Genomic DNA, 14,624 nt, shown 5'->3' on the forward strand with positions numbered 1-14,624 from the left:
CCTCCGACCGCCTGGTTCGTAGCCAGGTACTCTATCCAGCTGAGCTAAGGGCGCACGGTATCTTCAAGTGAAGAAGTTGTGAAATATATCACATTCTTGTTTCTACGAAACAAAAAAAAGGCCATAGGCCTGTAATGAATGGCGGTGAGGGAGGGATTCGAACCCTCGATGCGGCTACAAACCACATACTCCCTTAGCAGGGGAGCGCCTTCGGCCACTCGGCCACCTCACCTAATTCATTATTCTTATCCATTACTTCTTAACAAAGTAATCTAAAGAATGGTGCGCCCTGGAGGATTCGAACCTCCGACCGCCTGGTTCGTAGCCAGGTACTCTATCCAGCTGAGCTAAGGGCGCACATTGTTACTTCTGTGTTTGCTTGCAAATTCAAACGTGCAAGAAATGGCGGTGAGGGAGGGATTCGAACCCTCGATGCGGCTATAAACCACATACTCCCTTAGCAGGGGAGCGCCTTCGGCCTCTCGGCCACCTCACCGTCTTGCGGAGGCACATATTACGTTTTACCGAAAATATGTCAAACACTTTATTAAAAAAAACCGGACAAAAACATCCAACCGTTTGCAATTTAATCAAAGCGCTTGCAAATTGAACTTATAACATCCAATTAGCGCTTTTTTCCTTAAAAATTAAGGTGAAAGATTGGCAATAATAAACAGCGAAAAACAATTATCTAATTTATCTCGCAGTAAGTGCAACTGCTGTTTGCACCATACTACGGGATGCTGTCTTTCGCCATAGGGTAAGTAAGTAAAACTTGAACTATGGCAAACAAATATCATGATGCTTCAATAAGAGTTAACTCTAGTGGCGTGACTTTTCGATATAAAGCATTCCATTCAGCATCTAGAACTAAGCCAGCTAGTGAATCAACCAGTTGCTAAGTTGTGATTATGTATACCCCAAGATCAAAAAAGGCTAGCAACAATGCTAGCCCCTCTTCTACGCAAAAGTATTAGTAGTTGCCAGATGCAACGTTACCATTACCTTTTTCAGCTTGAATGCGCATGTAGATCTCTTCACGGTGAACAGACACTTCTTTAGGTGCATTAACACCAATACGTACTTGGTTACCTTTAACACCTAGTACAGTAACTGTTACTTCATCACCAATCATCAGTGTTTCGCCAACACGGCGAGTCAAAATTAGCATTCTTTGCTCCTTGAGTAATCTCTAAATTTATCTAGCTACGAGAGCATTATCCAACAAAAGTTATATTTTCGTAAACTATCGATTGAGTTTATTTAACCAAAATGCACTTCTTTTTTAAGATAACCCTGTGTTTCACGCGCTACGATGTATGCATTGTGTAATATGTTAGCAGCTATATCGACTTGCGTTGGTGATATCACCAAAGTTAAAGACTGCTGCTGCAATAAGTGATGTTGTACATCAATTTCGCCTTCAGACAACAATCCATGTGAACTGACCACAATTTCTTGCGTTCGGCTTCCTACCACAGTTAACAAACTAACATATTCACTATTACGGATTTTTTCAGCAAAAACTAGTTTTAATTTAGCACTTATGTCCGGTTTGATAATGAGCGCTGCCCGTTCTGTTTCCTCGATCACACTACAGACTTCGATCCCTAACAACTGACAATGCGACATGAGAGACGGTAAATCTTGATTCAAACACTCGATGCGAACCATATCTCTTTGAATAGCTATACCAGCAATATCATTCAAACAATCATTACCCGCGATGAGAGTTCCCTCGCCTTCTTCAAAACTCGAAAGCACTCTCAGTGGTACATTGTGTCGCCACGCATGCTGAACACATGGAAGATGCAAAACTTTCGCGCCTCTGCGAGCCATTTCTTCCATAGAGGGAAAGTCTAAAGTATCTAATTTTTTAGATTGCTTAACCACTCTAGGGTCGCAGGAATATACGCCATCAACGTCGGTATAGATCTGACACTCTTTGGCTTGAAGCGCGCCTGCTAATGCAACGGCCGTGGTGTCTGAGCCACCTCGCCCTAAGGTTGTGATATCACCCTTCGCATTAACGCCTTGAAAACCTGCAACAATGACAATCTGGTCATCATCTAACAACGCTTTAATAGGAGCGGTATCAATACGTTCAATCGTCGCATTATTATGATTAGAATCGGTGTGTATCTTGGCTTGATAGCCAGTCATCGATGTCGCTTCATAACCCAACTTGTGCAACGTCATCGCTAACAAAGCCATGGAAACTTGTTCTCCAGCCGTTAACAGCACATCCAGTTCTCTAGCGTTTGGTACGCTATCAATTTGTGAGGCTAAGTTAACTAACCGATTTGTTTCACCTGACATAGCAGAAACGACAACCAGGATCTGGTTCCCTTCATTTTTCGCTTCAATGATTTTTTCTGCTACATGATGGATGCGTTCTATTGAACCCACCGACGTTCCACCAAATTTCTGTACGATAAGAGGCATTTTCACCCTTCCTCACCTTCCCAAGACCAATGTCTATATATGACAAAAAAACACATACTCCGCGTCATGGCGAAGCAATAAAAAATTAACCAAGGAGTCTAACGTTACCATTAGACTTCTTGGTTAATCTCAATCAAATCTTTTTCAGACGTTCTTCCAATAGGCAAAATAAAAGATGCCCAATCAGTTGATTGGGCATCTTTGTATCAATTACTTAAGCTTAAAGACGCTCTTCTAGCCAAGTACGTACTGATTTAAGCGCTTCAGGTAGTGCTTCAACGTCTGTACCACCCGCTTGAGCCATGTCTGGGCGACCGCCACCTTTACCGCCAATTTGCTCAGCAACCATCTTAACGAGGTCACCCGCTTTTACTTTGCCGATAAGGTCTTTGGTTACACCAGCAATCAAGCCAACTTTACCGTCTGCTATGTTTGCGATCAGAATGATGCCGCTACCTACTTGGTTTTTAGCGTTATCTACCATGGTACGTAGGTTCTTGTTGTCTGCACCTTCAATTGCAGCAACCAAAACTTTAGTACCAGAGATGTCTTCTACTTTGCCCATGATGTTTGCGCTTTCTGCAGCAGCCATCTTTTCTTTAAGTAGTTGGATTTCTTTCTCTAGAGATTTCGCTTTCTTAGCTGATTCAGCAAGCTTCTCTACGTAAGCGTTAGCCTGAGCTTCTACTGCATCTAGAGCAGCTTCACCCGTTACCGCTTCAATACGACGAATACCCGCAGCAATACCACCTTCAGAAGTGATCTTGAATAGGCCGATATCACCCGTGTTGCTTGCGTGGATACCACCACAAAGTTCAGTCGAGAAATCGCCCATAGATAGAACGCGAACTTCATCATCGTACTTCTCGCCAAACAGTGCCATTGCACCTTTTTCTTTCGCTGACTCGATGTCCATGATGTTGGTTTCAATCACGTGGTTCTTACGAACTTGTACGTTAACCAAACGCTCTACTTCTTTAATCTGTGCCGGTGTTACCGCTTCAAGGTTAGAAAAGTCAAAACGTAGGTTGTCTGGCTTAACTAAAGAACCTTTTTGTGCAACGTGCTCACCTAGAACTTCGCGCAGTGCAGAGTGAAGTAAGTGAGTTGCAGAGTGGTTTAGTGAGATAGCAGCACGACGCTCAGCGTCAACCGTTGCTTCTACTTTATCGCCTTGAGCAAATACACCTTCAACTAGCTCACCGTGGTGAGCAAATGCGTTACCTAGCTTCTGAGTGTCTTGTACTTTGAATAGACCAGATGCTGTTTTTAGCGTACCAGCGTCACCACATTGACCGCCTGACTCAGCGTAGAATGGTGTCTCTTCAAGGATGATGATTGCTTTGTCGCCAGCCGATAGTGAAGATACTTCTTCGCCGTCAACAAATAGCGCAGAGATTTCACCTGCACCTTCAGTTGCTGTGTAACCACAGAACTCAGTGTTGGTGTCTACTTTGATTGTCGCGTTGTAATCCGTGCCGAATTGGCCAGCTTCACGTGCACGCTTACGCTGTGCTTCCATCGCCTTCTCAAAGCCTTCTTCATCGATAGTAAAGTCGCGTTCACGAGCTACATCGTTAGTAAGGTCTGCTGGGAAGCCGTATGTATCGTAAAGTTTGAAAACTGTTTCGCCGTCAAGCTCTTTGCCTTCAAGTGCATCTAGTGCGTCATTAAGAATAACCATGCCGCGCTCTAGAGTACGACCAAAGTTCTCTTCTTCAATGCGAAGTACTTTTTCAACAAGCTCTTGCTGTTTCTTAAGTTCATCTGCCGCAGAGCCCATCACTTCAGCCAGTACACCCACCAGTTTGTGGAAGAACACGCCTTGTGCGCCAAGCTTGTTACCGTGACGAACTGCACGACGAATAATACGACGTAGAACGTAACCACGACCTTCGTTTGAAGGCATAACACCGTCAGCGATTAGGAATGAACAAGAACGGATGTGGTCAGCAATAACGCGTAGCGATTGGTTAGATAGATCGTCATGACCCACAACTTCCGCTGTCGCTTTGATTAGCTTTTGGAATACATCAATTTCGTAGTTAGAGTGAACGCCCTGCATGATTGCAGAAATACGCTCAATACCCATACCTGTATCTACAGCAGGCTTAGGTAGCGGTTCCATTGTACCGTCAGCGTGACGGTTGAACTGCATGAATACGTTGTTCCAGATCTCGATGAAACGGTCACCATCTTCTTCAGGTGTACCAGGACGGCCACCCCAGATGTGCTCACCGTGATCGTAGAAGATTTCAGTACATGGACCACAAGGACCTGTGTCACCCATCGTCCAGAAGTTGTCAGACTCGAACTGTTTACCGCCTTCTTTGTCGCCAATGCGAACGATACGGTCAGCAGGAACACCTACTTTCTTGTTCCAGATATCGAATGCTTCATCATCTGTCTCGTATACCGTTACCAGCAGACGATCTTTTGGCAGTTGAAGAGTCTCAGTCAGGAATTCCCAAGCAAAACCAATCGCTTCTTCTTTGAAGTAGTCGCCAAAGCTGAAGTTGCCTAGCATTTCGAAGAACGTGTGGTGACGAGCCGTGAAACCTACGTTTTCAAGGTCATTGTGTTTACCACCCGCACGTACACAACGCTGAGCCGTAGTTGCTCGAGTGTAGGCACGCTTTTCGGCGCCTAAGAAGCAATCTTTGAATTGGTTCATACCTGCGTTAGTGAATAGCAGGGTTGGATCGTTATGTGGAACTAACGATGAACTGTCTACGATTTGGTGTTCTTTGCTCTCAAAGAACTTAAGGAACGCGTTGCGAACCTCATCAGTGCTCATGTACATGCAGCTCTTCCTGAAAATAGTCGAGTTAGAATTTTGCCGTATTGTAGATCATGGTTAAGGCTTCGACTAGTTTTCTTGTAGAAAAGACACCCTTGGGCAGGGTTTTAGTGGGAATTCGATAAAATGAAGAATATTCCACTATATCTAGCCGTGGAAAAGCAGAACTAAATTGACGACCTAGTATCGAAGAAACTCAGTCAACGAAAGAGAGTTGACCAAAGACATGCTCGACGGAGCTGCTCCAATAAAAAAAGCCCCACATAAAATATGCGAGGCTTTAAGTTCTTTCAAAGCGGATACTTCTTTCAAACATCCACTCTATAAAACGTTAGCTTATAGCTCTTCGTTTTCTTCTTCTTTCTCTACGTCTTTCTCTTCAAGAACAGCAGGAGTCAGTAGCAGCTCACGAAGTTTAGTATCGATCTCTAGAGCAACTTCTGGGTTTTCACGTAGGTATTTACCAGCGTTAGCTTTACCTTGGCCGATCTTATCGCCTTTGTAGCTGTACCAAGCGCCTGCTTTTTCTACTAGCTTATTCTTAACACCTAAGTCGATAAGCTCACCTTCGCGGTTGAAGCCTTTACCGTAAAGGATTTGAGTCTCAGCTTGTTTGAATGGTGCAGCAATCTTGTTCTTAACGACCTTGATACGAGTTTCGTTACCAACAACTTCATCACCATCTTTAATCGCACCAGTACGGCGAATATCAAGACGAACAGATGCGTAGAACTTAAGCGCATTACCACCAGTTGTTGTTTCTGGATTACCGAACATCACACCAATCTTCATACGAATTTGGTTAATGAAGATAGCCATACAATTAGACTGCTTAAGGTTACCTGTTAGCTTACGCATTGCCTGAGAAAGCATACGAGCTTGAAGACCCATGTGGCTATCGCCCATTTCGCCTTCAATTTCCGCTTTAGGTGTCAGTGCAGCTACTGAGTCAATAACAAGTACATCGATTGCACCTGAACGAGCCAGTGCATCACAGATTTCTAGCGCTTGCTCACCAGTATCTGGTTGAGAAACAAGAAGCGCATCGATATCAACACCAAGTTTTTGAGCGTAGATAGGGTCGAGTGCGTGTTCCGCATCAACGAAAGCACACGTCTTGCCAACTTTTTGTGCTGCAGCAATAAGCTCAAGCGTTAGCGTTGTTTTACCTGATGATTCTGGACCGTAAACTTCTACGATACGTCCCATCGGTAGGCCACCAGCACCTAGTGCGATATCTAGAGATAGAGAACCTGTAGAAATAGTTTCTACGTCCATTGTGCGGTTATCACCAAGACGCATGATCGAACCTTTACCAAATTGCTTTTCAATCTGACCAAGGGCTGCGGCTAACGCTTTTTGTTTATTCTCGTCCATTTCTATCTCCACATAATCGGTTGTCTCAACAAGCGATCTAGAATCTATTTCTAACCCACATAGGGGTGACTAATTGGCTTTTATTATACTGTTGATTCATACAGTGTCCATACCTGTGTGAAAATAATTTGTACAAATGTTACTTACCTTCCATTGATAGGTAATCATAAATAACTTGCAGGGCATGGTGCGTGGCTTGTTGGCGTACTTGTGATCTGTCGCCTGTAAATACATGCGTTTCTACTTTATCCCAGCCATTTAGAGCTTTCCACGCGAAGCACACTGTGCCAACAGGCTTATCTTCGGTCGCGCCACCTGGCCCAGCAATACCACTGATCGATACAGAGATCGTCCCGTTTGAATATTGCAATGCCCCGCTCGCCATTTCTATTACGACAGGCTCACTCACAGCGCCGAACTCAATTAATGTTTTAAGCTGTACACCGATCATCTCTTGCTTGGCTTCATTGCTGTACGTAACAAAAGCGCGATCAAACCACCCAGAGCTGCCCGCAATATCGGTTACCGCGCTAGCAACGCCACCGCCAGTGCAAGATTCAGCTGTCACTAAGACATGTTTATGTTTCGCAAGTAAATGTCCGAGTTTTTCACTAAGAGCTTGAGTCGTCTGCATCTTTGGCTTCCCTTATCTAGATGTATATCATTTGGATTTGCATCTTTTCGCATGTGTCGCTTTTCGCACGAAACGCTTTCACGTATCCTAAGCCGCAATAGAAATAAACGAAAGAAGTTAACTGTGAAAGCCGATCAAAAACATACTCCCATGATGCAGCAGTACCTAAAATTAAAAGCAGAAAATCCAGAAATTCTGCTGTTCTACCGCATGGGCGATTTCTACGAGCTTTTCTACGATGACGCTAAAAAAGCCTCTCAACTCCTCGATATTTCACTGACTAAGCGTGGTTCATCAAATGGTGAGCCGATTCCAATGGCGGGTGTTCCATACCATGCGGTTGAAGGTTACCTTGCGAAGTTAGTGCAGTTGGGCGAGTCCGTAGCGATTTGTGAGCAGATTGGTAATCCAGCAACTTCAAAGGGCCCGGTTGATCGCGCTGTCGTAAGAATTGTGACACCCGGCACCGTAACCGATGAAGCATTGCTTTCTGAGCGCGTTGATAACCTGATTGCCTCCATTTACCACCACAATGGAAAATTTGGCTACGCGACGCTTGATATTACTTCTGGCCGATTCCAGCTATGTGAGCCGGAAAACGAAGAAGCAATGGCGGCGGAGCTACAAAGAACGTCACCACGTGAGCTGCTATTCCCTGAAGATTTCGAACCCGTAAATTTGATGGCAAGTCGTAATGGCAATCGCCGTCGTCCAGTATGGGAATTTGAATTAGATACAGCGAAGCAACAACTCAACCAACAATTTGGTACTCGTGACCTAGTTGGTTTTGGCGTTGAAAGCGCAAAACTAGGTTTATGTGCGGCTGGTTGTTTGATCCAATACGTGAAAGACACGCAACGTACCGCTCTTCCACATATCCGTTCACTTACAATGGATAAGCAAGATCACTCAGTGATCCTTGATGCTGCGACTCGACGCAATCTAGAGATCACGCAAAATCTTGGTGGCGGTACAGACAACACCCTAGCCGAAGTGCTTGATCACACTGCGACAGCAATGGGCAGCCGTATGCTGAAGCGTTGGTTACATCAACCAATGCGCAATATCTCGGCACTTGACCAACGCCTAGATGCGATTGGTGAAATGAAAGATTTAGCTCTATTCACAGAGCTACAACCAACCTTAAAACAGATTGGTGATATCGAACGTATTCTTGCTCGATTAGCACTTCGCTCTGCTCGTCCTCGCGATATGGCACGACTTCGCCAAGCAATGGAATACTTGCCGGAGCTTGCAGAAACGCTGACGCAACTTAAGCACCCGTACCTGACTCAGCTTGCTCAGTATGCATCTCCTGTGGATGAAGTATCAGAACTGCTTGAGCGTGCTATCAAAGAAAACCCACCGGTGGTGATCCGCGATGGTGGTGTGATTGCAGAAGGCTACAATGCCGAGTTAGACGAATGGCGCGACCTTGCAGCGGGTGCAACCGAATTTCTTGATAAACTTGAGCAAGAAGAGCGCGAACGTCATGGCATCGACACGCTTAAAGTTGGCTACAACAACGTACACGGTTTCTTCATTCAAGTAAGCCGCGGACAAAGCCATCTTGTGCCACCACACTATGTTCGTCGTCAAACGCTGAAAAATGCAGAACGCTACATTATTCCTGAGCTAAAAGAGCACGAAGACAAAGTTCTCAGCTCTAAATCGAAAGCCCTAGCTATCGAGAAAAAGTTGTGGGATGAGTTGTTTGATTTGTTACTGCCTTATCTAGAGCGACTACAAAACATCGCTTCTTCAATATCTCAGCTGGATGTTCTACAAAACTTAGCTGAACGTGCAGACACCCTTGATTACTGTCGTCCAACTATGACAGAGTCTGCTGGTGTTCAAATTCAGGCGGGCCGTCACCCCGTTGTTGAACAAGTAATGGACGAACCGTTTATTGCGAACCCTATCGACCTCAATGATCAACGTAAGATGCTGATCATCACAGGTCCAAACATGGGTGGTAAGTCGACCTACATGCGTCAAACAGCCCTTATTGCGCTGATGGCTCATATCGGTTGTTATGTTCCAGCAGAAAGCGCGACGATTGGTTCTATCGACCGTATCTTTACTCGTATTGGCGCATCCGATGATTTGGCTTCGGGTCGTTCAACCTTCATGGTTGAGATGACCGAAACCGCGAATATTCTGCACAACGCAACACCAAATAGCCTTGTGTTAATGGATGAAATTGGTCGCGGTACCAGTACTTACGATGGTCTATCTCTGGCTTGGGCAAGTGCTGAATGGCTCGCCAATCAAATCAATGCGATGACGCTATTTGCAACGCACTACTTTGAGCTAACTGAACTGCCGAACCAACTGCCAACATTGGCAAATGTGCACTTGGACGCGGTTGAACACGGCGACAGCATTGCCTTTATGCACGCAGTTCAAGAAGGTGCAGCAAGTAAATCTTACGGTCTTGCGGTTGCTGGATTGGCTGGCGTACCTAAAGCGGTGATCAAAAACGCACGTGCGAAGCTGACTCAACTAGAAGCGTTAAGTATTGAGTCTCCGACATCAAAGCCAAGTGGTGTCGATATCGCGAACCAACTTAGCCTGATCCCTGAACCGAGTGAAGTGGAGCAAGCACTAGCGAATGTTGATCCTGATGATCTAACCCCTCGCCAAGCATTAGAAGAACTTTATCGCTTGAAGAAGCTGCTTTAGTCTCTTACCAAGTAGCTTGTTATTACCGTACTATTATTTTGATTAGACGGCATGGAATACCAAAGCCACAAACAAAAAACGCTGACTTAAAGTCAGCGTTTTTATTTGTCTTCTATTTAGAGAAACATCATCCGTTCAATTAGTCGTTTTCAACGTTGAACAGATTTTCCATATTCAAGCCTTGCTTGATTAGAATCTCACGTAGACGACGAAGACCTTCAACTTGGATTTGACGAACACGTTCACGAGTCAGGCTGATTTCACGGCCTACTTCTTCTAATGTTGACGGTTCATAGCCAAGTAGTCCAAAGCGACGCGCAAGCACCTCTTTCTGCTTCGGATTCAGCTCATCAAGCCAGAAAATCAGTGAATTCTTGATATCGCTATCTTGAGTTGAAACTTCAGGATCTGAGTTGTTGATGTCCGGAATAATATCCAGTAGCGCTTTCTCACCATCACCACCAATCGGCGTATCAACGGAGCTCACTCTTTCGTTTAGACGAAGCATCTTACTCACATCACCAACTGGTTTATCTAGCTTAGAAGCGATTTCTTCCGCCGTTGGTTCGTGGTCAAGTTTTTGTGATAGCTCTCGTGCAGTACGTAGGTAGATATTCAGCTCTTTCACAACATGAATTGGCAAACGGATAGTGCGAGTCTGATTCATTAACGCACGTTCAATGGTTTGACGAATCCACCATGTCGCGTAGGTTGAGAAGCGGAAGCCACGCTCTGGGTCAAACTTCTCTACCGCGCGAATCAAACCTAGGTTGCCTTCTTCAATAAGATCGAGAAGTGCAAGGCCACGGTTGCTATAACGACGAGAAATTTTCACCACCAAACGCAGGTTACTTTCAATCATGCGTTTGCGTGCTGCTTCATCACCGCGTAGAGCACGACGTGCATAAAGCACTTCTTCTTCAGCGGTTAATAGTGGTGAGAAACCGATTTCGCCTAGATAGAGTTGAGTAGCATCTAAACTTTTAGATGTAACTTCAGTCTCTTCTTTCGTTTCGGCTTTCTTTTTGACTGTTCGTTTTGCTTTTCCAAGAGCTTCCGGTTCCGTGGTTGCTTGGTTAAGATCGAACTCTTCTTTGGTTACTGCATTGCTTATACTCATAACGCCTCCCCCTGGCGAAATTAGCATGACATTACAACTTCATATGTCGCTAAATGACTGTGTCACTCAATACAATACGTTAATCATTCATATTGTATTTAAGGTAAATATCGTTTTGGATTAACTGATTTACCTTGGTAACGAATCTCAAAGTGCAGCATAACACTGCTGGCTCCAGAGCTTCCCATTGTTGCAATTTTCTGCCCTGGTTTCACACTTTGCCCTTCAGATACTAATAGTCGGTCGTTATGCGCGTATGCACTTAAGTAATTATCATTATGCTTCACAATCACTAGATTGCCGTAGCCTCGTAATGCATTACCCGAATAAACAACCGTTCCCCCTGCAGTAGATACTATTGGCTGACCTCGCTGTCCTGCTATGTCTATGCCTTTATTTCCTTGTTCGCCTACAGAGAAATTCTTGATTACTCTCCCTTTAGTTGGCCATAACCATTTGGATACTTTATCACTTGTTGGTTTGGTGGACGGTGTAACATTCTGTTTACCTTTAGACCCAACATACTCCTTTGATTTGGATTGTTCAACCTTCTTTGGTGGATCTTTTTTCACCACTTTGGTGGTAGTTTGAACTGGGGCAGGTTTAGAGTTTTTGCTCGGTTCAGGTGTCGTTTTAGGTTTACTTGCTGCAGATGACGTTGTGGATGCCGCGACAGGCGCAGCAACTGCTGCTGCCGCTACTGTTGATTTACCATACGCTGGCGCATTATAGCTAGGACGCCACAACTTAAGCTTCTGCCCTGGGTGGATCGTATATGGGGCAGACAACTTGTTGTAGCTGACTAGGTCATTCACGTCTTTATTAGTCACATAAGCGATGAAATAAAGGGTGTCGCCTTTTTTCACTTCGTAGTAACTACCGCGATAGCTGCCACGATCAATCGAGGAGTATTTTTTATTTAAACTTGAAACTGGTGCAGGCGAATTCGCTGCACACCCAACAAGGGCACAGCTAAGCAGCAAAGTACTTACTTTTAACAACTTCGAACGCATCGACTCTCTACCCACCTACACCATTAGTCTTGTTATTAAGCTAGTTCACCAGGAACAAGAGGTACAAATCTCACCATCTCGATAACACTCGATAAAAACTCATCGCCGTGTCGAACGATCTTCAATAGTTGCTGTTCGTCATCACCGACTGGAATCAGTAAACGGCCGCCATCTTTTAGTTGTTGCAGAAGCGCTTGAGGAATCGACTCTGCAGCTGCGGTGACAATAATCGCATCAAAAGGGGCTTTTGAAGACCACCCTTGCCAACCATCACCATGTTTGGTTGAAATATTGTAGAAATCGAGTTGCTTCAACCTACGTTTAGCATCCCATTGTAGAGACTTTATTCGTTCAACCGAATACACATGATCAACCAACTGAGCTAATACAGCAGTTTGATAACCAGAACCCGTGCCAATTTCCAAAACGCGGCTATCTTGTTGTAGCTCAAGTAACTCTGTCATTTTAGCAACGATGTACGGCTGAGAGATCGTCTGCCCTTGTCCGATAGGCAGCGCATTATTATCATAAGCTTGATGATACATGGCCTGTGACAAAAAACTCTCTCTTGGCAATTGGTAAATCGCATCAAGCACTTTCTGATCTTGAATGCCATTTTCAATCAGAAAAGTAACTAAGCGCTCTGCTTGTGGATTACTCACTTACTTCTCTCCTAACCATGTCGCCATCGTACCCAACGACTCATGCGCCGTTAAATCAACCTGTAGTGGTGTTACCGATACAAAACCATGCTCTATCGCATAAAAGTCCGTACCTTCGCCAGCATCTTGTTCTTTTCCCGGAGGACCAAGCCAATAGATGTCATGCCCACGAGGATCTTTCTGCTTAATCATGTCTTCAGCATGATGACGAGCCCCTAAGCGCGTCACTTGAGTACCAGACAGTTGCTCCAATGCTAAGTCAGGAACATTAATGTTTAATAAACGATTGGTTGGGATTGGATTTGCTAAATGTTGTTCGACAATACGACGAGCTATAGTCGCCGCTGTCTTAAAATGTTTTTTTCCAACCAGAGAAAACGCCACTGACTGAACACCTAAAAAGTGCCCTTCCATTGCGGCTGCGACTGTACCCGAATAAAGCACATCGTCACCAAGGTTAGCACCGTGATTAATTCCCGTTAATACCAGATCAGGCATGTCATTCTTTAGCAGTTCATTTAACGCAAAATGCACACAGTCTGTTGGTGTTCCTTGTACTGAATAGGTATTTTCGGCAATTTCTTGAACACGTAAAGGCTGTTCTAAAGTTAATGAATTTGAAGCGCCCGAGCGATTACGGTCAGGTGCAACAATGATAATTTCAGCAAGATCACGTAATTCATTGGCTAGCTCATGAATACCTTGAGCGTGCACACCATCATCGTTGCTGAGTAAAATCTTCATCTTGTATCCTTTCTTTTGTACCAATGCCAAGTCACTTAATTTCCGATATCAAGTGACTTCGCTCCAAGCAGAATCGTTATTACTCGTAGCTTCTCTCTACGTGAACTTCTTCAACCAATTCACGAACAATAGCGGTTGCGAAACAACCCGTATCGAGAGAGAACTTAAGCGTGACATTGTCTTCGTTCACTTCCCAAGCTAAACCCATCGGCTTCAACGAAGCTTCACGACGATCATGCCGCATACGGTTGCCACAGATCAGAGCCATTAGATCCGGTTCAGCATCGAGGTGTTGCTGCTCTAAAGCTTGAGATGCATTCGTCGTCGGTAACGCATTATCTCCAGCTAAAGCAACAGTAATAAACGCAGAGCCGTTCGCGATGTCTTGGTTTACCGCTTCGATGTTATCCGCTGTTACCGCTAATTGAGCGCCGTCTTTCACGACAATATCGCCAATCAGTGCCGACGCAAACGCATCTTGCTCAATACGGTCAGAAAGAATTAAATTGTAGATCCAAGAACGAGCGGCAGAAAGATACAAGCTGCGCTTATTCTGATTACGCGTACGAACGTTTTCACGACCCCAACGACGAGCTTCAGATAAGTTGTTACCTTCATTACCAAAGCGCTGAGCTCCGAAGTAATTTGGCACGCCTACTTGAGCGACTTTTTCTAAACGCTTTACCACATCATCACTGTCTGTTACTTCAGACAAAGTCAGCTCAAATTGGTTGCCAATTAAATCGCCTGGACGTAACTTTTTGTTGTGGCGTGCTGTCGCCAAGATCTCAATGCTTGGGTATTGCGCGAGAAAAGCAGAAAAGTCAGGTTCACCCTTTGGTAAGTGCACGCTTAACCACTGCTCGGTAACCGCGTGACGGTCTTTCAAACCAGCCCAGCTCACGTCCTTCGACTTAACACCGCAGGCTTTAGCCAGCTCATTTGCTACGAAGCTCGTATTTTCACCAGTTTTACGAATACGAACCATTAAATGCTCGCCTTCACCAGTAAACTCAAAACCTAAGTCTTCATTAACGACAAAGTGTTCGGCTTTTGCTTTTAGTTTTGCTTTCGCAGTTGGTTTACCGTTTAGATAAGCCAATGAAGATAAAATATCTGACATGCTGTTCTTTTCGTGTTGGTG

The 14,624-nt window shown here is 44.7% G+C and carries 11 protein-coding genes and 3 tRNA genes; 1 reads left to right on the forward strand and 13 read right to left on the reverse strand.

The genetic code is table 11. The features are described 5' to 3' along the window. Positions 1 to 139: 139 nt before the first annotated feature. From OQJ75_RS17840 to OQJ75_RS17875, 8 genes are all read right to left on the reverse strand, one after another. Positions 140 to 232 (reverse strand) — tRNA-Ser (locus OQJ75_RS17840). A gap of 48 nt (positions 233 to 280) precedes the next feature. Beyond that, positions 281 to 357, reverse strand: a tRNA-Arg gene (locus tag OQJ75_RS17845). A gap of 46 nt (positions 358 to 403) precedes the next feature. Further along, positions 404 to 496 (reverse strand) — tRNA-Ser (locus OQJ75_RS17850). Between the two features lie 477 nt (positions 497 to 973). Then, positions 974 to 1,171, reverse strand: coding sequence for a carbon storage regulator CsrA (csrA, locus tag OQJ75_RS17855; protein WP_004415691.1), 198 nt, complete (start codon positions 1,169 to 1,171; stop codon positions 974 to 976). Positions 1,172 to 1,263: 92 nt separating this feature from the next. Further along, on the reverse strand, positions 1,264 to 2,445 hold the full coding sequence (locus OQJ75_RS17860; RefSeq protein ID WP_265974221.1) for an aspartate kinase: 1,182 nt from the start codon (positions 2,443 to 2,445) through the stop codon (positions 1,264 to 1,266). A gap of 220 nt (positions 2,446 to 2,665) precedes the next feature. After that, positions 2,666 to 5,248 carry an alanine--tRNA ligase gene (gene alaS / locus OQJ75_RS17865; protein WP_265974222.1) on the reverse strand — a complete coding sequence of 861 codons (2,583 nt, stop codon included), beginning with the start codon at positions 5,246 to 5,248 and terminating at the stop codon, positions 2,666 to 2,668. A gap of 333 nt (positions 5,249 to 5,581) precedes the next feature. Next, complete coding sequence (recA, locus tag OQJ75_RS17870; RefSeq protein ID WP_017056586.1) at positions 5,582 to 6,622, reverse strand: recombinase RecA; 1,041 nt, start codon at positions 6,620 to 6,622, stop codon at positions 5,582 to 5,584. Positions 6,623 to 6,761: 139 nt separating this feature from the next. After that, on the reverse strand, positions 6,762 to 7,256 hold the full coding sequence (locus tag OQJ75_RS17875) for a CinA family protein (protein ID WP_265974223.1): 495 nt from the start codon (positions 7,254 to 7,256) through the stop codon (positions 6,762 to 6,764). A 123-nt stretch (positions 7,257 to 7,379) separates the two neighbouring features. Here OQJ75_RS17875 and mutS point away from each other — a divergent pair, with 123 nt between their 5' ends. Next, the gene (mutS, locus tag OQJ75_RS17880; RefSeq protein ID WP_265974224.1) at positions 7,380 to 9,941 is read left to right on the forward strand and encodes a DNA mismatch repair protein MutS; all 2,562 of its coding nucleotides are present in this window, start codon (positions 7,380 to 7,382) and stop codon (positions 9,939 to 9,941) included. A gap of 139 nt (positions 9,942 to 10,080) precedes the next feature. Here mutS and rpoS read toward each other — a convergent pair whose 3' ends face one another. From rpoS to truD, 5 genes are all read right to left on the reverse strand, one after another. Next, positions 10,081 to 11,061 carry an RNA polymerase sigma factor RpoS gene (rpoS, locus tag OQJ75_RS17885; RefSeq protein ID WP_029223238.1) on the reverse strand — a complete coding sequence of 327 codons (981 nt, stop codon included), beginning with the start codon at positions 11,059 to 11,061 and terminating at the stop codon, positions 10,081 to 10,083. Positions 11,062 to 11,159: 98 nt separating this feature from the next. Continuing rightward, positions 11,160 to 12,074 (reverse strand): murein hydrolase activator NlpD, encoded by a 915-nt coding sequence (gene nlpD / locus OQJ75_RS17890; protein ID WP_248372825.1) that lies wholly within the window; start codon positions 12,072 to 12,074, stop codon positions 11,160 to 11,162. 35 nt (positions 12,075 to 12,109) lie between these two features. Then, a complete protein-coding gene (locus OQJ75_RS17895; protein WP_065584104.1) occupies positions 12,110 to 12,736 on the reverse strand; it encodes a protein-L-isoaspartate(D-aspartate) O-methyltransferase in 627 nt (208 codons plus the stop codon). Continuing rightward, positions 12,737 to 13,480, reverse strand: coding sequence for a 5'/3'-nucleotidase SurE (gene surE, locus OQJ75_RS17900; protein WP_248397792.1), 744 nt, complete (start codon positions 13,478 to 13,480; stop codon positions 12,737 to 12,739). Between the two features lie 79 nt (positions 13,481 to 13,559). Next, positions 13,560 to 14,603 carry a tRNA pseudouridine(13) synthase TruD gene (truD, locus tag OQJ75_RS17905; protein WP_265974225.1) on the reverse strand — a complete coding sequence of 348 codons (1,044 nt, stop codon included), beginning with the start codon at positions 14,601 to 14,603 and terminating at the stop codon, positions 13,560 to 13,562. Positions 14,604 to 14,624: the final 21 nt, after the last annotated feature.

This window comes from Vibrio sp. 14G-20, from assembly GCF_026241515.1.
GTDB lineage: Bacteria > Pseudomonadota > Gammaproteobacteria > Enterobacterales > Vibrionaceae > Vibrio.

Excerpts from the sequence above, each read along its gene's own strand:
- csrA (WP_004415691.1), bottom strand. The coding sequence starts at position 1,171 with ATGCTAATTTTGACTCGCCGTGTTGGCGAAACACTGATGATTGGTGAT.
- OQJ75_RS17860 (WP_265974221.1), bottom strand. The coding sequence starts at position 2,445 with ATGCCTCTTATCGTACAGAAATTTGGTGGAACGTCGGTGGGTTCAATA.
- alaS (WP_265974222.1), bottom strand. The coding sequence starts at position 5,248 with ATGTACATGAGCACTGATGAGGTTCGCAACGCGTTCCTTAAGTTCTTT.
- recA (WP_017056586.1), bottom strand. The coding sequence starts at position 6,622 with ATGGACGAGAATAAACAAAAAGCGTTAGCCGCAGCCCTTGGTCAGATT.
- OQJ75_RS17875 (WP_265974223.1), bottom strand. The coding sequence starts at position 7,256 with ATGCAGACGACTCAAGCTCTTAGTGAAAAACTCGGACATTTACTTGCG.
- rpoS (WP_029223238.1), bottom strand. The coding sequence starts at position 11,061 with ATGAGTATAAGCAATGCAGTAACCAAAGAAGAGTTCGATCTTAACCAA.
- nlpD (WP_248372825.1), bottom strand. The coding sequence starts at position 12,074 with ATGCGTTCGAAGTTGTTAAAAGTAAGTACTTTGCTGCTTAGCTGTGCC.
- surE (WP_248397792.1), bottom strand. The coding sequence starts at position 13,480 with ATGAAGATTTTACTCAGCAACGATGATGGTGTGCACGCTCAAGGTATT.
- truD (WP_265974225.1), bottom strand. The coding sequence starts at position 14,603 with ATGTCAGATATTTTATCTTCATTGGCTTATCTAAACGGTAAACCAACT.